This window comes from Carnobacterium jeotgali MS3 (assembly GCF_000745125.1).
GTDB lineage: Bacteria > Bacillota > Bacilli > Lactobacillales > Carnobacteriaceae > Carnobacterium_B > Carnobacterium_B jeotgali.
On sequence record NZ_JQNF01000010.1, the window covers coordinates 806,393 to 829,779 of the forward strand.

Consider the following 23,387-nt stretch of genomic DNA (forward strand, 5'->3'; position numbering starts at 1 on the left):
AAATAACTAATCAAAATTAAAAAAAATTAAAGCAGATAGGAGTCTATATAATGCCTCAACGTTATGCAATCATATTAGCAGCAGGACAAGGTTCAAGAATGAAATCTAAATTATATAAAGTGCTACATCCAGTTGCAGGAAAACCAATGGTAGGTCATGTAGTTAGTCAAGTTGAAGCTGTAGGCGCAGATAAAATCGTAACAATTGTTGGAGTTGGCGCTGAAAAGGTAAAAGATTATCTTGGAGAACGCTCTGAATACGCTGTTCAGTCTGAACAGTTAGGAACAGGACATGCTGTTATTCAAGCGGAAGAACTGTTAAAAGATAAAGAAGGAACAACTTTAGTTATTTGTGGAGATACACCACTTTTAACAGCTGAAACATTGACTCATTTGTTCGATAATCATCAAGAACAAGGAGCAAAAGCAACTATTTTAACAGCACATGCTGAAAACCCTACTGGTTATGGCCGAGTGATTCGGAATGAATTAGGAAACGTTGAAAAAATAGTTGAACAAAAAGATGCAAGTCCAGAAGAATTGCAAGTTCAAGAAATTAATACGGGAACGTATTGTTTTGACAATCAACTATTATTTGAAGCACTAAAACAAGTTGGAAATGATAACGTTCAAGGTGAGTATTATTTGCCAGACGTGATTGAAATACTAAAAAAACAAGAATATGTCGTTTCAGCTTATAAAATGGATCATGAAGAAGAAGCTTTAGGTGTTAATGATCGTATCGCATTAGCCGAAGCAGCAAAATTAATGAGAAGTCGTATCAATAAAAAACATATGCAAAATGGGGTTACTTTTATTGACCCAACAACAACATACATTGATAGTGACGTTGAGATTGGTTCGGATACAGTTATTGAATCTGGTGTTGTCATCAAAGGAAAAACCGTTATTGGAGAGGATTGCTTCATTGGTTCAAATTCTGAAATTTCAAATAGTGAAATAGGCAATCAAGTTCAAGTGAAAAGTTCCACTATTGTAGACTCTAAGATGTCAGATAATAGTAATATTGGACCATATAGTCATCTACGCCCGAATAGCACAATTGGAAATTCTGTTCATATTGGTAATTTTGTTGAAATTAAAAATGCCACAATTGATCAAGATACTAAAGTAGGACATTTAACGTATATCGGAGATGCAGATTTAGGAAAAAACATTAATGTCGGATGCGGAACAATTTTTGTTAATTATGATGGCAAGAATAAACACCGTACAACTGTTGGGGACAATGTATTTGTTGGTTGTAATGCTAACTTGATTGCTCCAATTACGATTGAAGAAAATGTTTACATTGCTGCTGGTTCAACTATTACTAATGATGTACCAACGGATTCGATGGCCATTGCGAGAGCACGTCAAGAGAATAAAGCCAACTACTTTAATCGTTTGCCACATTAAAAATAAACTATAAAATGCTGAATTACTTGATTTTCAGAAGAAAAGTAATTATCATTAGTATGATATGAAGCAAATCAGTCCTAAATAAAGAAAGTGGAGGTTACTATGTCAGAACAGTATTTTGATCCAAAGTTAAAGATTTTTGCGTTAAACTCAAACAAACCATTAGCAGAAAAAATTGCTAAATCGGTTGGAGTAGAATTAGGAAAACTATCTGTGGATCAATTCAGTGACGGTGAGATTAGAATCAATATTGAAGAAAGCATTCGTGGAGCACATGTTTATATCATCCAATCAACATCTAGCCCTGTAAATGATAACTTAATGGAACTATTGATTATGATAGATGCTTTAAAACGTGCAAGTGCATCAACAGTTAATATCGTGATGCCTTACTATGGTTATGCAAGACAAGATCGTAAAGCTCGTTCTAGAGAACCCATTACTGCAAAACTTGTTGCTAATATGATTACGGCTGCTGGAGCAGATCGTATGCTGACATTAGACTTACATGCTGCTCAAATTCAAGGTTTTTTCAATATGCCTGTTGACCACTTGGTAGGTGCTCCTCTTTTAGCAAATTACTTCTTAACACGAGGAATCGTTACTGATGAAGAAGACGTAGTAGTTGTTTCTCCTGATCATGGTGGCGTCACACGTGCACGTAAATTAGCTGAATTTTTAAAATCTCCAATTGCTATCATTGACAAACGTCGTCCTAAAGCAAATGTAGCTGAAGTGATGAATATCATTGGCAATGTAGAAGGCAAAAAATGTATCTTAATCGATGATATGATTGATACTGCAGGAACAATTACGTTAGCTGCTCAAGCTCTATCAGAAGCAGGTGCTACTGAAGTTTATGCTTGTTGCACACACCCTGTTTTATCAGGCCCAGCTATTGAAAGAATTCAAAATTCAGTAATCAAACAATTGATTGTTACTGATTCAATTTTCCTTCCTGAAGAGAAAAAAATCGATAAAATTATTGAAGTGAGTGTTAGTACTTTGCTAGCAAATGCAATTACGCGCATTCATGAAAATAGATCCGTTAGTCCTTTATTTGAAAGACAATATACTGACGTAATCGAATAATCAATTTGAATGAAACAATGAGATAGGAAAGTAAAATTTTCTTATCTCATTGTTTTTGTTTGAAAAAGGTTATAACACGTATTCATCTTGCTGTCTAAAGAGAAGCTTGTTATACTTAATGCATTAGCTTCCTAGTATATATGGGAGAAATGGAGTCAAAAGATAATGAGAAAATTTAAAAATCAACTAGAGTTAGTACGCCCTTTTGATGGTATTATTGTTATATTATTATTAGTGGGGTCATTCATACCGCTTATTATTTTCGGCTATTCAACTAAAAATATAGATGAAAATAGTTCAATCTATGCTGTAGTTTCAATTGATGGAGAACCGGTTAAAGAAATAGAGTTATCAGAAAATACACCTCATGAAACGTTTACTTTCTATCCTTCAGAAGGTCAATACAATATTATTGAAGTAGATGGGACAAAAATTCGTAATAAAGAAGATAACAGTCCAGATCAAATAGCTGTAAAAACGGGTTGGATTAGCCAACCAGGTGAAACAGCTATCTGTTTACCGCATAAATTAATTGTTGAAGTCAAAGCGATAGATTCTACAAATGAAAATGAGGATGAAGTTATTCTTCCGTTATAAAATTAGAAACAGTTCGACTGAATTTATTCATTCAGTCGAACTGTTTTTTATTAATATTATGGCTCTTCGTCAAATAGTGTGGCTGCTTCAGTTGCTTACAAACATGATAGACTTGGGCATGAGTGCCCACAGTGCTACCCTTTCATTTTTCTACAGGGCTACAAGCAATCCTATTCCTTCAGAATGTTAAGCATGAACTAGCTTCCTCTATCCACACTAAAAAGTGCAGATTTTTTTGCTAACTTTATGCATTAATAATGTATAAAAAATCTTTTTATGTTGTTTTAATGCATAATGTTGCGTTTTTATGCTTGTAGAAGTATACTAGCAAGCATAGTAAAAGATTTAACCATGATACTAACAATTAAAGTGAGAAGAGGCATATATATGAATTCTATGATTACAGAGCTACATAAAAAAGAAAGTCTTTTAGACTTGCAAAAATTAATTGCGATACCTTCTGTGAATACATCGGATGGTACGACAAATCCGCCTTTTGGACAAGAAATTGCAAATAGCTTAGCAGAAGTATTAGCTATTAGTAAAAGTTTAGGAATGGTTACATATAGTGATCCGGAAGGCTTCTATGGTTATGCTGATTATGGTCAAGGTGAGGAGTTAGTTGGTATTCTTTGTCACTTAGATGTCGTGCCTGAAGGAGATATTTCTTTATGGGAAACGAATCCTTTTGAAGGTGTAGTAAAAGATGGTGTAATTTATGGTCGTGGAAGTCAAGATGATAAAGGACCGACGATTGCTGCTCTGTATGCTTTAAAAGCTGTTATTGATGCAGGATTTACATTTAATAAACGAATTAGATTTATATTTGGTACAGATGAAGAAACACTTTGGCGTTGTATGGATCATTATAATTTAAACGAAGAAGCACCAACAATGGGCTTTGTGCCGGATGGTGTATTTCCATTAACGTATGCCGAAAAAGGTTTGTTGCAAGCTAAGTTAGTAGGTCCTGGAAGCAGTGAGATTGCCTTAGAGTGCGGTGAAGCGTCTAATGTTGTTCCCGGAAAAGCGAGTTATAGTGGTCAAGATGCAAAGGAAATTGCTGAGACACTTAAAGAAATGGAAGCAGATGTTAGACTATCCGATCATAAGGTTACGGTAAATGGAAAAGCGGTTCATGCAAGTACAGCGGAACTAGGAATTAACGCAATCAATCAATTAGCTGAAGGACTGGCAGTTCATTATGAGCACCCACTGTTAAAGTTTTTAGCTGAAAAAGTAGCCAAAGAAACAAATGGTTTTAGTATATTTGGAGATATTAAAGATGAATTAACGGGAGAACTAACGTTTAATGTAGGCAGCATTTTAATAAATGAAGCCGTTTCTGAAATTGTACTTGATATGAGAATTCCTGTTGAGTACACGATAGAAGAGATTGCTATGACGTTGGAAAAAGTAGCAAGTGAGTATGGATTGAGTTATCAAGAATATGATGCAGTTCCATCATTGTATGTTCCAAAAGACAGCCAACTTGTTCAAACGTTACTCGCTATTTACCGAAATAAAACAGGCGATTTAACGGAACCGTCTACTAGTGGAGGCGCAACATATGCTCGTAAAATGACAAATATGGTGGCATTCGGCGCTCATTTTCCAGATTCAAAAAGCTTTGCTCATCAAGAGAAGGAAGGGTTGAAGTTAGAAGAACTATATTTAGCAATGGACATTTATGCAGAAACAATTGCTCAATTGTGTTGTGAAAAGCAATAAAGAGTATCAGCACTATTTGAAAACACAAAAAAGAGGACTGGAATATCTCTATTCCGTCCTCTTTTTTGTGTTTCAGGTAATTAAATTTCTTTACTTAGAGCTTCAAAAGCATCAGCAGTAACTTTTTTCAAGGTTGATGCAGATAATTTCATTTTATCCATTTCAGAATCATTTAAAGGGATTTCGATGACTTTTTGAATTCCTTGGCGATTGATGATTGCCGGAGCCCCAATAAATACATCATTTTGTCCATATTCGCCATCCAAGTAAACAGATAGAGGCAATACAGCATTTTCATCATTAAAAATGGCTTTTGTAATACGAGCTAACGATACGGCGATACCGTAGAAAGTAGCTCCCTTTTTTTGGATAATGTTGTAAGCAGAGTCACGTACACTAAAGAACACATCTACAAGTGCTTTTTCATCTGTGTCAGGATTATCTTTAATCCATTCGTTAATTGTTAGTCCTGCAATGTTTGCATGAGACCATACTGGGAATTCTGTATCACCATGTTCACCCAAAATATAACTGTGGACATTACGTGTATCAACACCAGTTAGCTCAGCGATTGCTTGGCGGAAGCGAGCAGTATCTAAAGAAGTACCAGATCCGATAACTCGATTTTTAGGAAGTCCAGAGAATTTCCAAGTTGCATAAGTTAGAATATCTACAGGATTGGTTGCTACTAAGAAAATACCATCAAATCCACTGTCCATAACTTGACCTACAAGGCTTTTAAAAATTCTTAGATTTTTTTGAACTAAATCTAATCGAGTTTCACCAGGTTTTTGAGCAGCTCCGGCTGTAATAACAACGATGTCTGCGTCATGGCAGTCTGCATAAGTTGCTGAATAGATTTTTTTAGGTGAAGTAAAGGCTAAAGCATCAGATAGATCAATAGCATCCCCTTCAGTTTTATCTGTATTGATGTCAATGATCCCTAATTCTTGAGCAATATTTTGTGTCACTAGTGCAAAAGCGTAACTAGACCCGACAGCTCCATCTCCAATTAAGATTACTTTTTGGTGATCTTTTACTTCATGTTCAGTCATAATACAACAAACTCCTTTATGGATAAGATTCTTAACAAAGATAGTGTAACACTTAACAAACTTTTTGTAAATCAAAATATTGAAAAAGTTAAAAGGTTTTAAAAACTATTAGAACAGCTTTTTCAAGACGATTTAGATATGTGAATTAAATTTCTAACTCTCTTTTGAATCTTTTTAGCGCTTTTTATTTATAAATAAGAGGACGCGTTCGGCCGAACTTAACAATAAAAAGAAGAATGTTCTACGTACTCTAACACCTATATCATACAACTAAACAGAATCATTTCAAAACAAAAAGTAATAAAATTATGATAATTTAGAAATAAAAAGATTAAAGTCATAAGTAGTTCAGAAAAACAATCAAAGAAGATCTATGCGAAGAACGGTTTGGAAATTAAAGAATGTACGGAAATTTTTCCTGAGAATAGTAAGAAAACAAATCCTTAAACTAGGTTATATAAATCCCCATTAGGCAAGAGGTAATAAGACTTGAAATGATTCAAGTTTAGAGAAAAAACAACTGGATTGTGTTATACTGTATGAAATTGTAACTGGACGAAAAAAAATTCGTGCGGCACTTTTTTGCGTGAAAAATGTGGAAGTTAATTAAAAATAGAGGCAAAACAATTAATTGGAGTGTACTGAATAATGAAAATGATCGTTGGCTTAGGAAATCCTGGTTCAAAATATAAAGATACAAAACACAATATTGGTTTTATTACATTAGATGAATTTGCGTTCCAACATAAAATGGTGTTCAACAAAACGAAATTTGAAGCAATATATGCAGAAGCCTTTATCGGAAGTGAAAAAGTTCTTTTAGTAAAACCACAAACATTTATGAATGATTCAGGTAGGGCAGTTCGACCGTTAGTGGATTATTTTAATGTGGAAATAGAAGATTTGATAGTAGTTTATGATGACTTAGACTTACCAGTTGGGAAACTACGCTTACGTCAAAAAGGCAGTGCAGGTGGACATAATGGAATTAAAAGCCTAATTCAACACTTAGGTACAGCAGATTTTAATCGTGTTCGAATTGGAATTGATCGTCCTCTAGGGAAACAAACGGTTGTACAGCACGTCTTAAGTGGTTTTCCTAAAAATCAACATGAGGAATTGTTGCTAGCAATAAAAGACAGTGTAGCGGCTTTAGACTATTGGATAGAAGGACATTCCTTCTCAGATGTTATGAATCAATTTAATAAAAAGAAGAATGCATAAGATAATCGTTAAATAGAAATTAAAAATTAAAGAAGCAGTGAAGCCCAGAAAATTCTGAGCTTCTTTTGTTCATTATAATAATCTGTTTGTAACTAAAGATAGATAAAAAAAGGAGTTCTTACGGTGGGAGATATAAGGAAAATTTTAGCGAATGCACCTGACGTTGGGGCTTTATTAAGCCAATTGGAGCAACATCAATCGCAACTAGTCACAGGATTATCTGGTTCCGCAAGAACATTAGTCTTGAGTACATTAGTAGCTGAAAAGAAAAAACCATTCATTATTGTGACGCATAATTTATTTCATGCGAATCAATTAATGGAAGATTTTGCGGATTGGGTACCTGAGGATCGTCTGCATCTGTTCCCAGTAGATGAAATGATTTACGCAGAGATGTCCGTAGCTTCACCTGAAGCTCGAGCTGAACGTGTAGCGACCTTAGATTTCTTGTTATCTGAGAAATATGGCGTTGTTATTGTACCACTTGCAGGAGTACGGAAATTATTGCCACCAAAAGCGCTGTGGAAATCAGCTCAATTCACCATTAAGCAAGGTGGCGAACTAGATTTAACAAATTTGGCTCAACGATTAGTAGATATGGGATACACTCGTCAACAATTGGTTAGCACCCCAGGAGAATTTAGTATTCGCGGGGGAATTGTTGATATCTACTCGTTAACGGAAGAGTTTCCAGTGCGAATCGATTTATTTGACACGGAAGTCGATTCATTGCGTTATTTTGATGCCGCTTCTCAGCGATCGATTCAGACGATTGAAAAAATAACAATTCTTCCTGCGTCAGATACGGTTTATACAAAAGAGCAATTAACCGCAGCAGCACCTAAGTTTAGTAAAGCAGTTGAAAGAAATCTTGGTTTAATCCAAGATGCTGCTGAAAAACAAACGTTTACGAGACAAGTGACACCTATTTCAGATGCCTTTCAAAAAGGTGAACCTATCGATGAATTAACGATGTTTACCGATTTTATCTATCCTGAAAAGAGCAGTGTGCTGGATTACATGAGCAAAAAAGGGATTATTGTGATGGATGAGTATCCAAGAATCATGGATACCGATCGTCGGTTGAATGAAGAAGAAGCAGAGTGGGTAACGAGCAAATTGAGTGAGCGACGCATATTGCAAAATCAAGTTTTTTCCAATAATTTTCGCGATCAATTGAAAAATTTAAGCAACACTATTTTATATTTTTCGGTTTTTCAAAAAGGGATGGGAAATACTCGTTTCAATCAAATACATGCCTTTCAATACCGCAATATGCAACAATTTTTTGGGCAAATGCCGTTACTTAAAACAGAAATGGATCGTTGGATCAAACAAAAAAATACGGTTATCATCATGGTTCCAAATGCGGATCGAGCAAAAAAAGTTCAACAGACGTTCAAGGATTTTGAAATAACCAGTAAAACTGTTAAACCGGCTAGACTTGAACTTGAAAAAGTTCAAATAGTAGAAGGTTACGTTCAGTCAGGTTTTGAAATGGCAACGGATAAATTAGTAGTTATTACTGAACGTGAATTGTTTAATAAAGTCACTAAGAAAACGGCTAGACGTCAAACATTATCTAATGCAGAAAGATTGAAAAGTTATAGTGAATTGAATCCTGGAGATTACGTTGTTCATGTTAACCACGGAATCGGAAAATATGTGGGAATGGAAACTCTTGAAATTAATGGTATCTATCAAGACTACATGTCGATTATTTACAAAGACGAGGCAAAATTATTTATTCCTGTAACGCAACTTAATTTATTGCAAAAATACGTTTCTTCTGAAGCGAAAACACCTAAAGTAAATAAATTAGGCGGAACAGAATGGGCTAAAACAAAGAAAAAAGTAGCCACTAAAATTGAAGATATAGCAGATGAATTGATTGAATTGTATGCTTCAAGAGAACAAGAAGTGGGCTATGCCTTTTCGCCAGATGATGCTTATCAAGAAGAATTTGAAAATGCATTTCCATACACGGAAACAGATGATCAATTGCGCAGTACCGCTGAAATTAAACACGATATGGAACAAAAAAAACCAATGGACCGCTTGCTAGTTGGTGATGTTGGATATGGTAAAACAGAAGTCGCTATGCGGGCAGTATTTAAAGCCGTTCAAGAAGGCAAACAAGCTGCATTCTTAGTACCAACGACTATTTTAGCCCAACAACATTACGAAACAATGTTGCAACGGTTTGCAGATTTCCCTATTGAAATCGGTTTGTTGAGCCGTTTTAGAACAAAGAAACAACAAAACGAAACCATTGCAGGTCTGAAAAAAGGGCAAGTCGATATTGTTATTGGAACACACCGTATTTTATCAAAAGATATTGAGTTCCAAGATTTAGGTTTGCTTATAGTCGATGAAGAACAACGCTTCGGTGTAAAACACAAAGAAAAACTAAAACAATTAAAAGCTCAAGTAGATGTATTGACTTTGACGGCTACTCCTATTCCTAGAACATTGCATATGTCGATGCTTGGTGTGCGTGATTTATCTGTTATTGAGACTCCGCCGGCAAATCGGTATCCTGTACAAACCTATGTTATGGAACAAAACCTAGGAGCTGTACGTGAAGCGGTTGAACGCGAAATGGCTCGTGGTGGACAAGTCTTTTATTTGTATAACCGGGTAGCAACGATTGAGAAAAAAGTAGATGAGCTACAACAGTTAATTCCAGATGCAAGAATCGGCTATGCACATGGCCAAATGACAGAAGGGCAACTGGAAAATACATTATTCCAATTTATTGAAGGGGAATACGATGTATTAGTAACCACGACCATTATTGAAACGGGAGTCGATATGCCAAATGTGAATACGTTATTTGTAGAAAATGCAGATCATATGGGCTTGTCGCAATTGTATCAATTACGTGGACGCGTTGGGAGAAGTAATCGAGTTGCTTATGCTTATTTCTTATACCAACCGAATAAGGTGTTGAATGAAGTGAGTGAAAAAAGATTGCAAGCCATTAAAGACTTTACAGAATTAGGTTCAGGTTTCAAAATTGCGATGCGTGATTTATCCATTCGGGGTGCAGGGAACTTATTAGGATCCCAACAGCATGGCTTTATTGATTCAGTTGGATTTGATTTGTATTCTGAAATGTTAAGCGAAGCAGTAGCTCGTAAACGAGGCATGGATCCTAAAGAAGAAAAAACACAAGTTGAAATTGACTTAGGAATTAATGCTTACTTGCCAGGTACGTATATAGAAGATGAACGTCAAAAAATTGAAATTTACAAGCGGATTCGAGAATTGAGATCACATGAACAATACGTTGAATTACAAGATGACTTGATTGATCGTTTTGGAGAATACGCGGATGAAGTAGCGGACTTGTTAACGATTGGATTAATCAAAATGTATGGCGAACGTGCATTGATTGAAACTGTCAAACGATCAAAAGATGAAATTGAAGTAACTTTTTCTATTTCAGGCACTCAGACGCTCCCAGCAGAAGAAGTATTCAGAGCGTTAAGCGAAGTACCGTTAAGAGCGAATGTAGCGATAAAAAAAGAGCGATTAATGGTAACGTTGCAGTTGAAAAATGAGCCAACTTATCAATGGCTAGGTTATATTCAAAAATTCGCACAAAATGTCGTCAACTATCGTTCTAAAGAGAGCGATTAATTTATGAGAGCAAAAAATAAAACGTGAATTGTTGATTCAGGTAATAAGCGAGGGCTAAAAAGTGGAAAATCAACAAATGAGAAAAATGATGAATGGAGCGATCATCCTTTCGGCAGCAGCTTTTATCGCTAAAATTCTAAGTGCTGTTTATCGCGTCCCTTTTCAAAATATGGTCGGAAATTCAGGGTTTTATGTGTATCAACAAATTTATCCGATATACGGAATTGCTATGACAGTAGCATTGAGCGGGTTTCCTATCTTCTTATCCAAGTTAGTTGCGGAAGCCTCAACATTGGAAGAGCAGAAAAGTCTTTTGAAAAAATCGTTTGTTTTATTAAGTATTCTTTCAGGAGTTTTCTTTTTAGGAATCTATTTTTCAGCTTTGCTGATTGCAAATTTGATGGGTGATGCCAATTTAGAGCCCATTATTAAAACTGTTTCATGGCTGTTCTTACTTATTCCGTTTTTAGCTGTTAGTCGTGGTTATTTTCAAGGAACTTTCCGAATGCTGCCTACAGCTATTTCTCAAGTAGGAGAACAATTTGTTCGCGTAGCAGTCATTTTGATTGCCGCCTATGTATACACACGCAATCAATGGGATGAATACCAAATGGGAACCGTTGCGATGAGCAGTTCTTGGATAGCTGGTTTAGTCGCATGTATCATTTTGAGCGTAGCATTATACAAACAACAGCCTTTAAAAGTAGAAGAACAGTTAAAAGTCAGTCCGGTAGCTGACAGACTTAAGTATAAATCAATTGCAAAACGATTTGCTACAGAAGGTATCACGATGTGTTTGTTGAGTGCATTGCTCATTCTCATGCAACTGATTGATTCTTTTACACTGTATAATGGTTTAATAGAAAATGGCTTAAATTCTTTTGATGCGAAAAATTTAAAAGGAATCTATGATCGTGGTCAACCGCTCGTCCAATTGGGTATGGTTGTTGCTACTGCATTTTCGGCTAGCTGGATTCCTTTATTGAGTCAATCATTTGCGCAGCGCAATAAAAAATCTTTTGCTCGTGCAGCAAAATCTTTAGTACGCATAACGGCAACTTTCGCTATGGCAGCTACTACAGGCATGATTGTCTTGATGCCCTACTTGAATTTGACATTATTTGGTGATACGGATGGAAATCTTGTATTGAGCTTATATAGTGTAGCGATTCTTTTTGCATCTTTTATTGGAGCCTATAATGCTATTTTTCAAAGTCAAAATAAGCATAAAGTAGCTTTAATCGGATTGCTGATTGGATTAGGCGTGAAAATAGTGCTTAACGAATGGTTCGTTGAACATTATGGGACACTTGGTTCAAGTGGAGCTACTGTAATCAGTTTAGTTACTATTTTAATGGTGATGCATATGGATACATCGAAAGAAGTAAAAGAGAGTTTTGTAGAAAAAAGTTTTGGATGGAAATTACTATTTAGTTGTGGTGTAATGGCTATGTTAGTATGGCTTGAAATGCAATTAATCGGACAAAGTGCGATAATTGAAGAAAATCGACTAGCAGCATTCGGCTCTACCGTAATAGGTGGAGTTACAGGCATTGGAGTTTTCTTATGGCTCATTATAAAATGTCAGTTATTAACGCTTCGCGAATGGTTATCTCTTCCATTTGGTAAAAAGATATTAAGAAAGCAGGCGAAATGGAATGGGAAAAATTAAGGTTGTCGGACTTGGTCCAGGAGACATTGAACAGCTTCCTTTTGGAGTATATCAATTATTGAAAAAAGAAAAGCCGTTGTATTTGCGGACGAAACTGCATCCAGCAGTAGAAGAGTTAGAACGTGAAGGGCTCGTTTTTCAATCGTTTGATACGGTTTATGAAGAAACCGATCAGTTTGAAGGCGTTTATGAGAAAATTGTACAAGAATTGTTAGATGCTGCTCAACAACAAGACATTGTTTATGCTGTTCCAGGACATCCAATGGTAGCTGAAAAATCAGTTCAATTACTATTGGAAAATGAAGCAGGTATCTCAATTGAAATCAAGGGTGGAAAAAGCTTTTTAGATGACCTTTTTCAAGCGGTTAAAATTGATCCGGTGGAAGGTTTCCAATTGGTTGATGCTTTAGATTTAAATCAAGATGAGTTAGTTGTAAGCCAGCACATCATTGTCATGCAAGTATTTAATGAATACATTGCTAGCGAAGTGAAACTAACGTTAATGGAAAAATATCCGGATGAGCATGTTGTAGCTTTGGTACATGAGGCTGGAAGCAAAAACGAAAAGATAGAATGGGTGCCATTGTTTGAAGTGGATCGAATGGAAGGTGTTCATAACTTAACTTCTTTATATGTTCCTCCATTGGCAGTAGATGAACGGACAAAATCATTTCAAACAGTCCAATATTATATGGATGCTATCACAGGAGAAAATGGAGATGTTTGGATAAAAGAGCAAACGCATCAAACGCTGCTCGCTTATTTAGATGAAGAAGTACGTGAATTTAAAACTGCTGTTGAAAACGATGATAGTGATAATATGGTAGAAGAATTAGGCGATCTATTGATGCAAGTACTTTACCACACGAATTTCGGAGAACAGTCAGGGTATTTTTCATTTGAAGAAGTGATTGAAACGCTAAATAAAAAGCTTCGTCGCCGCCATCCTCATGTTTTTGATGGTGTTAAAGCCGAAACAGTCGAAGAAGTCGATGCAATTTGGCAAAAAATTAAAGCAGAAGAAAAGAGGAATAATTTATGAGATTAGATAAATTTTTGAAAGTATCCCGGATTATTAAACGCCGTACGATTGCAAAAGAAGTAGCAGACAAAGGCCGTATTCAAATTAATGGATTATCAGCCAAATCTTCTTCAGACGTAAAAGTTGGAGATGAGTTGACGATAGCATTCGGAAATAAAACGTTAGTTGTTAAAATAGATAAAATTGTTGAAACGACTAAAAAAGAAGAATCAAAGGAAATGTTTAGTATTGTGAGCGAGACTCATAAAGAAGAACCCACTAGTTAAATTAAAAGGAATACAGCAGAATGTAAAGTAGACCACTTGTGTATGAATACAATTTTTTTGAAAATAGTTTTTTGTATTTTAACTGATAGATAGACAAAGTAACTGCTTTCTTGCTATAATCATTTCATAAAGTGAGAATAGAAGGTGAATCGTTTTTATGAAGAAAGAGAACCCAACCAATGTTGCTAAATTGAATAATGAGTTTACACATAACAAAACACTTGAAGCTCTTCGAAAACGTAAACACAAACGCCATATGCGTAGAAGAATCGTAGGAATTCTTGCTATTAGTGGTTTCTTTGTTTCAGGGTTTGCCATCAATATATGGACGAATACTCAAACAATTTCTCAAATGGAAGAAGCAAAGACAGCGGCCCAAACCGAATTAGCGCTCGTTGAAAAAAAACAAGATGACTTGAATAATCAAATAAAGAAATTAGAAAATGAAGATTATGTTGCTAAAGTGGCGCGCAGTCAGTATTATTTATCTGAAGACAATGAAATTATTTTCAGCTTGCCGGAAGATAATGCAGCCAATGAAATTGAAAAAGGCGAATGATTTTGAAATAAGTAACCAACAGGCAAAAATAAAAAACTGGTTTAGATTCGAATTCAATAAAATAAATAATCGTTTTATGTCACAAGATAACATGGTATAATAACCGTACAAGTTTTAAGGAGGAAGCAATTCTATATGTCAATCGAAGTTGGAGAAAAAGTTACAGGTACAGTTTCAGGGATTACAAATTTTGGTGCGTTCATCGATTTAGGTGATAGAAAAACAGGTTTAGTTCATATTAGTGAAGTTTCAGATAGCTTTATTAAGGATATCAAAGAAGTATTAAAAGTAGGAGAACAAGTTACTGTTAAAGTAATGTCCATTGGAGATGACGGTAAAATTGGTCTTTCTATTAGACGTGCTGTAGATAAACCAGTTGAAACAACTCCTTCACCACGTGAAAAAACAAGCAGTTATCAAGGTCGTCGTGACAGCAGCAGCCCAGCTCGCAGCAGTAGCGGATACCAAAAAACAGACCGAGGACCATCAAGAAACTTAGGACCAAAGAAAGAAGATTTTGATTCATTGATGAGTTCGTTCTTAAAAGACAGTGACGATCGTTTAACTTCTCTTAAACGCAATACAGAAGGCAAACGTGGCGGACGCGGCGGACGTCGTAATTAAAAAATAATCTTAAAGGATAAGGAGACTTATCCTTTTTTATGTTTCACTCGATTGAATCAAATCAAGATTGACTGAGTAACCAGAATCAGTATAAAGGAGCAATTGAAATGGATATGTATTCTGAATTTCTAGAGAATTGTCAAGAAAATCTCTATTGGAAGCCCACTGATCGTTTGCTGCTAGCTGTATCTGGTGGGGTTGATTCTATGGTGTTGTTAGATTTAATTCAGCGACTGCCTAAGGTTGTTAGACCTTGGTTTGGAATGGTTCATGTGAACCACCAATTAAGAGAAGCTTCTATTGAAGAAGAAAAATTTCTTGTGGATTATTGTAAAAGTGCAAATATTTCGTTTTTTTTTAAGCGGTGGCCTGTGAAGGAACAACCAACTGATGGAGTAGAAGCAGCGGCTAGAGCATTCAGGTATGCTTTTTTTCGTGACGTGCTGAGAGAACAACAAGCAACGCATTTGCTTACTGGTCATCATGGAGATGACCAAATAGAAACCATTTTAATGCGGTTGGTTCGCGGCGGTCAGTTAGAGAGTATTGCGGGAATAAAAGAGCAGCGCTCTTTTTATGGAAGTCAATTGACTCGACCGTTGTTGCCTTACAGTAAAAAAATGCTTTATCAGTATAGCCAAGAACGCTCATTAGTTTTTTTTGAAGATGAGACAAATAAAAGTCTGAATTATACGAGAAATCGTTATAGACATCAAATAGTCCCATTGTTAAAAAAAGAAAATAGCCAAGTCTTAACTCATTTTTCTGAATTTTCATCTGACTTACAAGATGTGATTATTGTTGCTAAAAAAGAAATTGAAAAAAATGCAGCAAGCCTTTGTACTGAAAAGACACCGTTTTGTTGGGAACTGGATATTCACCTATTTTTAACGTTTGAACCGGCGATGAAACGTCAAGTTATGCAAGCTCTATTTAATAAACTATTTAAAAATGAAGCTAGTGAGTTTGGCAGAAAACATCAAAGACAAATCATACAACTAATAGAAAATGATAAGCCGAATAGTCAACTTGATTTACCAGGAAACTGGATTGGGAAAAAAGTGTATCAAACTTTTTATTTCATAAAGAAACAGGAACAACTACCAGAAAAAAACAAAAAAATAGCTGGCACACTTTTATTAAACTTAGGAGAATGGTTAACATTACCAAGTGGAGAAAGAATTGGTTTGTTTGAAGCAACAAAAGAAAAAGCTGCTTTAAATCAAACGAAGCAACTCATTTGGCTAGACCCGATGAGTATTCAGTTGCCATTAAATGTTAGAAATCGACAACCAGGCGATCGTATGACGTTAAAAGGATTAAAAAATGGAAGTAAGAAAGTTAAAGATCTATTTATTGATCAAAAAATCCCGCTAAATAAACGTGAAGAAGCGTTATTGGTAACTGATAATAAGGGAGAAATCATTTGGTTAGTAGAATATAAGGAATCTAGATTGTCTATTGTGCCAGAAACTGATAAAATACATTACATACTCATTTATGAAAAAAATTAGAGCAAATGTGATGAAAAGGAGAACTTGAATAATGAAAAATGATATTGAACGTGTGCTTTTCTCACAAGAGGAATTAGCTGAAAAAACAAAAGCATTAGGTAAGCAATTAACAGGAGATTATCAAGATAAAAATCCCTTAGTAGTAGGTATCTTAAAAGGAGCTATGCCTTTTTTATCTGATTTAGTGAAAGAAATGGATATTTATTTGGAAATGGACTTTATGGACGTTTCAAGTTACGGAAATGGAATGGTTTCCTCAGGTGAAGTCAAAATCGTTAAAGACCTAAATACGAATGTTGAAGGTCGTGACCTATTATTAGTAGAAGATATTATTGATAGTGGACGGACATTAAATTATTTGATCGACATGTTTAAATACCGTAAAGCTCGTTCAGTCAAGATTGTTACTTTATTAGATAAGCCAGAAGGTCGTGTTGTAGACATTAAAGCTGACTATGTTGGTTTTCTAGTGCCAAATGAATTTGTTGTTGGGTACGGTTTAGACTATGCTGAAAGATATCGTAATTTACCATATATAGGTGTTTTAAAGCCTGAAATTTACGAAGAGAAATAAATGGTCAATGTTGGTCAAATGTGGTACAATGAACAAAATTAAGAATCATTTAAATTAAAATACAGAATAGAACTTAATAAGTTTGTTTGTAGAAGGAGGGCACAATGAAAAAAGGACTCTTTAAAAATGGGTTCTTCTACGCAATCGTTTTCTTAGTCATCATAGGGATTGTAACTTGGGCAACAGATGGAGCCTCAGGACAAAAAAATACAACTCTTTCAGCTAGTGAATTCGTGACGCAATTAGAAGAGAATAAAATAAAATCATTTACGATTCAGCCTAACGCTGGAGTATATCAAGTAACGGGTGAGTACCGTGAAAAACAACCTGCAAAGGAAAGTTCTAGTCAAGGTGTTGATATTTTTGGTACAACAGACACAACGAATACAACCTTTACAACAGCGATTTTGCAAAATGATACATCTGTACAAGAAATTACAGCATTAGCAGACAAAAATAATATTAAATATACACCTCAACAAGAAGAAACAACGGGTATTTGGGTTACGTTATTGATTTCAGTATTGCCATTAGTTATCTTTGTTTTCTTCATCTACATGATGATGGGACAAAGTGGTCAAGGCGGTGGTGGTCAAGGTGGACGAGGCGTGATGAACTTTGGTAAATCAAAAGCTAAGGAAGCCGATAGTAAAGCTAGTAAAGTACGATTCTCTGATGTAGCAGGAGCTGATGAAGAGAAAGAAGAACTTGTTGAAGTAGTTGAGTTCTTAAAAGATCCTAGACGATTTGCAGCTTTAGGAGCACGTATTCCAGCAGGTGTCTTATTAGAAGGACCTCCAGGAACGGGTAAAACATTGCTAGCTAAAGCCGTTGCCGGTGAAGCAGGAGTACCATTCTTTTCGATTTCTGGTTCAGAATTCGTTGAAATGTTTGTTGGGGTAGGGGCAAGTCGTGTACGTGACTTGTTTGAAAATGCTAAAAAAGCAGCACCAGCAATTATCTTTATTGATGAAATAGATGCTGTTGGTCGTCAACGTGGCGCAGGAATGGGCGGCGGACATGATGAACGTGAGCAAACATTAAATCAATTGTTAGTAGAAATGGATGGTTTTTCAGGAAATGAAGGAGTTATCGTCATTGCCGCTACAAACCGTTCTGATGTATTAGATCCAGCTTTATTACGTCCAGGTCGTTTTGACCGTCAAATTTTAGTAGGACACCCTGATGTTAAGGGCCGTGAAGCTATCTTGAAAGTGCATGCTAAAAATAAACCATTAGCTGCTGATGTTGACTTAGCAGTTGTAGCAAGACAAACTCCAGGATTCTCCGGAGCAGATTTAGAAAACGTATTAAATGAAGCAGCTTTAGTAGCCGCTCGTCGCAATAAAAAAGAAATCGATGCATTAGATCTTGATGAAGCTCAAGACCGCGTTATTGCTGGTCCAGCTAAAAAAGATCGTGTGATTAGTAAAGTAGAACGTGCAATGGTTGCTTACCATGAATCTGGTCATACCATTGTTGGAATGGTTCTAAACGATGCCCGCATCGTTCATAAAGTGACGATTGTCCCTCGTGGGAAAGCTGGCGGATATGCAATCATGCTTCCTAAAGAAGATCGTTTCTTAATGACTAAAAAAGAAATGTTTGAACAAATTGTTGGTTTGTTAGGTGGACGTGTAGCTGAAGAGATGGTATTTAACTCTCAATCATCTGGCGCAAGCAATGACTTCCAACAAGCGACTCAATTAGCTCGTAGTATGGTTACTGAATATGGTATGAGTGATAAATTAGGTCCTGTTCAATACGAAGGAAATCATCAAGTATTTGTAGGACGCGATTATGGTCAAACAAAAGCTTACTCTGAACAAATTGCTTATGAAATTGATCAAGAAGTTCGTAGTATTATTGTGGAAGCTCACACTGAAGCGCGTAAAATCTTAGAACAATATAAAGCAGAACACAAATTAATTGCTGAAAAACTTCTTGAAATTGAAACATTAGACGAACGTACTATTAAGAGTTTATTTGAAACAGGCGAAATGCCCGTAGCTCCTGATAAAGCGACTGAAGAATTCCCACACGAAGCAGAAGGATCTTCTTTTGAAGAAGTGAAAAAAGCTCGTGAGGCTAAAGAAGCAGCACGTCTAAAAAAAGAGCAAGAAGAAGCGAAAGTTAAAGATTCTGTTCAAGATGATGATAAAGATATTGTTGAAGAAGTGAAAAAAGAATTAGGTACAGATGAAGATCTTAATCATAATGATGAAGACAAATCGGATGATTCTTCAAAACGTTCGTAATCTTACAAACACAAAATTAAAAGAGGGATGCGACACTGTTGCGTCCCTCTTTTGTACTGAATTTAAAATTAAGAGACCTTTAAAGGAGACGGAAAAATGTCAGATTATTTATTAAAAAGTATTTGTTTTGATGGACAAGTACGAGTGTATACAATTGATGCAACCGAAACAGTGAGAGAAGCACAAAAGAGACATGATACTTGGAGTGCATCTTCAGCAGCTCTAGGACGTACAATGATTGGCGCTTTATTGCTAGGTGCTACTTTAAAAGGGAAAGAAAAGATTACTGTTAAAGTTGAAGGAAATGGTCCGGCTGGGCACATTATTGTAGACAGCAATTCAAAAGGCGAAGTAAAAGGATATATTGCTAACCCTAAAGTGAGTTTGCCACCGAATGCTGCTGGGAAAATTGATGTTCGTGGAGCAGTTGGGACTGAAGGAAGTTTGACTGTAACAAAAGATCTTGGGATGAAAGATACTTTTTCAGGTCAAGTTCCTCTAATCAGCGGAGAATTAGGCGAAGACTTCACTTATTATATGGCGAATTCTGAACAAACACCTTCAGCGTTTGGCCTAAGTGTTTTAGTAGACACCGATGATTCTATCAAAACAGCTGGAGGATTTATGATCCAAGTAATGCCAGGTGCAACGGATGAAACGATTACTAAATTAGAACAAAGCATTGCATCTATTCCTATGGTTTCTCACTTAATGGAGACAGGAGAAAAACCTGAAGAAATACTTGAACGCTTAGTAGGTGAAGGAAATGCTAAAATTTTAGAAAAAGCACCGATTACATTTAATTGTGACTGTTCTAAAGACCGTTTCTCTAGAGCAATCATTGCTTTAGGATCAAAAGAGATTGATGATATGATCACTGAAGACCAAGGTGCAGAGGCTAGTTGTCATTTTTGTGGCAACCATTACCACTATACGGTTGAAGATTTAGAAGCATTAAAAGTAAGTTCAAATAGTTAAAAATGTGCTCTATACTTTTTAGTTTGGATAGATGAATTTAGTTCATGCTTAATATTCCACAATAATTTTAGGCGCATCCACACTATTTGACGAAGAACCAAAAGAGAAAGCTTTAGACAATTGACCAAAAGTCAGCTGTTTAAAGCTTTTATTTTATAGTTTATGTAATTTGAAAAAAATAAAATTTAAAATGATAAGGAAGAAAAATAATATTTGACGCATCTGATGATGGTTAAAAAATCGACCTAAAACGTTGTGCTTGATATTGTAAGCGATAAACCTTAAACTAAAAAGATAAAGAACTTTATTTTAGGAGGTAACATAATATGGTAAAAGTAGTTCATTCAGTAACGGATTTAATTGGAGAAACACCTATGATACGTTTAACAAAAGTGGTTCCTGCAGATGCAGCAGAAGTGTATGTAAAACTTGAATCCTTTAACGTTGGTGGAAGTGTAAAAGACCGTATTGCTTTAAATATGATTGAAGTGGCAGAACAAGAAGGCAAGTTAAAACCAGGCGATACTATTATAGAACCAACAAGTGGAAATACTGGTGTTGGTTTAGCGATGATCGCAGCTGCAAAAGGCTACAAAGCTATTTTTGTTATGCCTGATACAATGAGTGTAGAGCGTAGAAAATTATTGAAAGCTTATGGTGCGGAACTTATTTTAACGCCTGGAGCAGATGGAATAACTGCTTCAATTAATAAAGCGCGAGAACTTGTAGAAACTAAGGGCTATTTCATGCCGATGCAATTTGAAAACATTGCCAATCCTGCAGTACATGCAGCTACTACTGGGCCAGAAATTTTAGAAGCCTTTGGTGGTATAGCACCGGACGCATTTGTTTCTGCAGTCGGTACGGGTGGAACGTTAACCGGAGTTGGACAAGCGTTGAAAAAAGTTGATCCCGCAGTTAAAATTTATGCGTTAGAGCCAACTGAATCACCTGTTTTAAGTGGTAAACCTAAAGGACCCCATAAAATTCAAGGTATTGGAACTGGATTTGTACCTAAAGTATTAGACACAGTTCTTTATGATGAAATTTTACAAGTATCTAGTGATGAAGCTTTTGAAATGACTCGCCGCTTAGCTGCAGAAGAAGGTTTGTTAGTCGGTATTTCCTCTGGTGCTGCGATTAAAGGCGCTATTGATGTTGCGATAAAATTAGGTCAAGGAAAAAAAGTTGTCACTGTAGCGCCAGATAATGGAGAACGCTACTTATCAATGAATGTCTTTCCTTATGTAGACTAATTAAAGAGTGCTAGAAAAAGGTCGAGACGTATTTCGACCTTTCTCGTACTACTCTATCTAGATTGTAAAATGCACAGATGCAAAAAAATGAGATTCTCACAGAGAATTTAAGTGTTGCAGAACTGAATGACTTGCGTTTAAAGAGTCTGAATAAACAAATGAGATAGCTGTTAAATAAGAAATTTCGAAAAAAAGTTAGGAAATGTATGAGAACATTCGTAATTTCCTTGCTTTTTTTGCGTTATGTTGGCATTATTAAGAGTGATAATTTGAGTATGAACGAACTTATAAAAGAAATGGAGCGGAAATAATGAGCCACGAAGAATTAAACCACGAAGAACTAAATGATCAATTGATTGTCCGCCGTGAGAAGCTAGATGTTTTACGTGAGCGTAATGTAGATCCATTTGGTGGACGTTTTGAAAGAAGCCATCTATCAAATGAATTACATGAAGCGTATGATAAATTTACTAAAGAAGAAATAGCTGAAAAAGAAGAAACAGCAACTGTTGCTGGTCGTATTATGACGAAGCGCGGTAAAGGGAAAGTTGGATTTGCTCATTTGCAAGATCGCAAAGGACAAATTCAAATTTATGTACGTAAAGATGCTGTAGGTGAAGAAGACTACGCTACTTTCAAGAGTGCTGATTTAGGAGACTTTATTGGAGTCACAGGAACAATTATGAAAACTGATACAGGTGAAGTAACGATTAAACCAACTTCAGTTACACAATTATCAAAAGCGTTACGTCCATTGCCAGATAAATATCATGGACTAACAAACGTTGAACAAAGATACCGTCAACGTTACTTGGATTTAATCAGCAATCGTGAAAGTTTTGACCGTTTCACGAAACGCAGTCAAATTATCCGTGAAGTTCGTAATTATTTGAATGAACAAGATTACTTAGAGGTAGAAACACCTACTCTCCATAATTTAGCTGGTGGTGCTGCGGCGCGTCCATTTATTACACACCACAATGCATTGGACATGGAACTGTATTTACGTATAGCTCTTGAATTGCATTTGAAACGACTAATTGTTGGTGGAATGGAAAGAGTCTATGAAATTGGACGAGTTTTCCGTAATGAAGGAGTAGACACGACTCATAATCCAGAATTTACTATGTTAGAAGCTTATACTGCTTATACTGATTTTGAAGATGTTATGGATTTAGTTGAAGGTTTAATCCGTACTGTAGCACAACGTGTTTTAGGTACAGGTAAGATCACTTACAACGAACAAGCCATTGATTTAGAATCTCCATGGAAACGACAACATATGGTTGACGCTATAAAAGAACATTCAGGTGTAGATTTTTGGCAACAAATGACCAATGAAGAAGCACGTGCATTAGCTAAAGAACATGATGTTCCTGTAACAGAGCACAGCCAATTTGGCCATGTTGTGAATGAATTCTTTGAAAAATTTGTAGAAGATAAATTGATCCAACCGACATTTATCTATGGTCATCCACTAGAAATTTCACCATTAGCTAAGAAAAATGTAGAAGATCCTCGCTTTACGGATCGTTTTGAAGCATTCATCGTAGGACATGAGTACGGAAATGCCTTTAGTGAATTGAATGATCCAATTGATCAAAGAGAACGTTTCGAAGCGCAGATGCAAGAACGCGCGCTCGGAAATGATGAAGCTCATATGATTGATGAAGACTTCATTGAATCATTAGAGTATGGTATGCCTCCAACAGGTGGTTTAGGAATTGGGATTGACCGACTAGTTATGCTCTTAACGGATGCACAATCTATTCGTGATGTATTGTTATTCCCGACTATGCGTAATCAATAAAAAAACAAAATCAATTCCTTTCGAGGAGTTGATTTTTTTACTTTAAATATAAAGTAGTTTAAAATAAAG

The 23,387-nt window shown here is 35.9% G+C and carries 18 protein-coding genes; 17 read left to right on the forward strand and 1 reads right to left on the reverse strand.

The window, feature by feature from the left end; all coding sequences use genetic code 11:
* Positions 1-50: 50 nt before the first annotated feature.
* From glmU to BP18_RS11475, 4 genes are all read left to right on the forward strand, one after another.
* Positions 51-1,418, forward strand: a complete 1,368-nt coding sequence (glmU, locus tag BP18_RS11460) for a bifunctional UDP-N-acetylglucosamine diphosphorylase/glucosamine-1-phosphate N-acetyltransferase GlmU (protein WP_029277059.1) — start codon at positions 51-53, stop codon at positions 1,416-1,418.
* 105 nt (positions 1,419-1,523) lie between these two features.
* A complete protein-coding gene (locus BP18_RS11465) occupies positions 1,524-2,513 on the forward strand; it encodes a ribose-phosphate diphosphokinase (RefSeq protein ID WP_007724301.1) in 990 nt (329 codons plus the stop codon).
* Positions 2,514-2,678: 165 nt separating this feature from the next.
* On the forward strand, positions 2,679-3,110 hold the full coding sequence (locus BP18_RS11470) for a NusG domain II-containing protein (RefSeq protein ID WP_007724303.1): 432 nt from the start codon (positions 2,679-2,681) through the stop codon (positions 3,108-3,110).
* 387 nt (positions 3,111-3,497) lie between these two features.
* Positions 3,498-4,841 (forward strand): M20 family metallopeptidase, encoded by a 1,344-nt coding sequence (locus BP18_RS11475; RefSeq protein ID WP_029278533.1) that lies wholly within the window; start codon positions 3,498-3,500, stop codon positions 4,839-4,841.
* A gap of 80 nt (positions 4,842-4,921) precedes the next feature.
* On the opposite strand, the gene BP18_RS11480 is transcribed toward BP18_RS11475, so the two are convergent.
* Entirely contained in the window at positions 4,922-5,896 is a 975-nt protein-coding gene (locus BP18_RS11480; protein WP_035050649.1) for an L-lactate dehydrogenase, read from the reverse strand.
* A 648-nt stretch (positions 5,897-6,544) separates the two neighbouring features.
* Between BP18_RS11480 and pth the strand changes: the two genes are divergently transcribed.
* The 13 genes from pth (at position 6,545) to lysS (ending at position 23,318) form a co-directional block, all read left to right on the forward strand.
* The gene (gene pth / locus BP18_RS11485) at positions 6,545-7,120 is read left to right on the forward strand and encodes an aminoacyl-tRNA hydrolase (RefSeq protein ID WP_029276381.1); all 576 of its coding nucleotides are present in this window, start codon (positions 6,545-6,547) and stop codon (positions 7,118-7,120) included.
* Positions 7,121-7,243: 123 nt separating this feature from the next.
* Positions 7,244-10,765, forward strand: coding sequence for a transcription-repair coupling factor (gene mfd / locus BP18_RS11490; protein WP_029276379.1), 3,522 nt, complete (start codon positions 7,244-7,246; stop codon positions 10,763-10,765).
* A 61-nt stretch (positions 10,766-10,826) separates the two neighbouring features.
* The gene (locus BP18_RS11495) at positions 10,827-12,437 is read left to right on the forward strand and encodes a putative polysaccharide biosynthesis protein (protein ID WP_029276377.1); all 1,611 of its coding nucleotides are present in this window, start codon (positions 10,827-10,829) and stop codon (positions 12,435-12,437) included.
* Positions 12,424-13,479: a MazG nucleotide pyrophosphohydrolase domain-containing protein gene (locus BP18_RS11500; protein WP_007724319.1), complete on the forward strand. Its 1,056-nt coding sequence runs from the start codon at positions 12,424-12,426 to the stop codon at positions 13,477-13,479. The genes BP18_RS11495 and BP18_RS11500 overlap by 14 nt, the downstream gene beginning before the upstream one ends.
* On the forward strand, positions 13,476-13,745 hold the full coding sequence (locus tag BP18_RS11505) for an RNA-binding S4 domain-containing protein (RefSeq protein ID WP_007724329.1): 270 nt from the start codon (positions 13,476-13,478) through the stop codon (positions 13,743-13,745). The genes BP18_RS11500 and BP18_RS11505 overlap by 4 nt, the downstream gene beginning before the upstream one ends.
* 157 nt (positions 13,746-13,902) lie before the next feature.
* Positions 13,903-14,304: an FtsB family cell division protein gene (locus tag BP18_RS11510; protein ID WP_007724331.1), complete on the forward strand. Its 402-nt coding sequence runs from the start codon at positions 13,903-13,905 to the stop codon at positions 14,302-14,304.
* A gap of 135 nt (positions 14,305-14,439) precedes the next feature.
* Positions 14,440-14,928, forward strand: coding sequence for a S1 domain-containing RNA-binding protein (locus tag BP18_RS11515; protein ID WP_007724335.1), 489 nt, complete (start codon positions 14,440-14,442; stop codon positions 14,926-14,928).
* A 107-nt stretch (positions 14,929-15,035) separates the two neighbouring features.
* The gene (gene tilS, locus BP18_RS11520; RefSeq protein WP_035050651.1) at positions 15,036-16,442 is read left to right on the forward strand and encodes a tRNA lysidine(34) synthetase TilS; all 1,407 of its coding nucleotides are present in this window, start codon (positions 15,036-15,038) and stop codon (positions 16,440-16,442) included.
* Positions 16,443-16,470: 28 nt separating this feature from the next.
* Positions 16,471-17,016 (forward strand): hypoxanthine phosphoribosyltransferase, encoded by a 546-nt coding sequence (hpt, locus tag BP18_RS11525; RefSeq protein WP_029276374.1) that lies wholly within the window; start codon positions 16,471-16,473, stop codon positions 17,014-17,016.
* A gap of 104 nt (positions 17,017-17,120) precedes the next feature.
* Complete coding sequence (gene ftsH, locus BP18_RS11530) at positions 17,121-19,274, forward strand: ATP-dependent zinc metalloprotease FtsH (RefSeq protein ID WP_029276372.1); 2,154 nt, start codon at positions 17,121-17,123, stop codon at positions 19,272-19,274.
* 96 nt (positions 19,275-19,370) lie between these two features.
* Complete coding sequence (gene hslO, locus BP18_RS11535; protein ID WP_007724340.1) at positions 19,371-20,252, forward strand: Hsp33 family molecular chaperone HslO; 882 nt, start codon at positions 19,371-19,373, stop codon at positions 20,250-20,252.
* Positions 20,253-20,578: 326 nt separating this feature from the next.
* Positions 20,579-21,508: a cysteine synthase A gene (gene cysK / locus BP18_RS11540; RefSeq protein ID WP_007724342.1), complete on the forward strand. Its 930-nt coding sequence runs from the start codon at positions 20,579-20,581 to the stop codon at positions 21,506-21,508.
* 310 nt (positions 21,509-21,818) lie between these two features.
* Positions 21,819-23,318 carry a lysine--tRNA ligase gene (gene lysS / locus BP18_RS11545; protein WP_007724344.1) on the forward strand — a complete coding sequence of 500 codons (1,500 nt, stop codon included), beginning with the start codon at positions 21,819-21,821 and terminating at the stop codon, positions 23,316-23,318.
* The last annotated feature ends 69 nt before the right edge of the window (positions 23,319-23,387 follow it).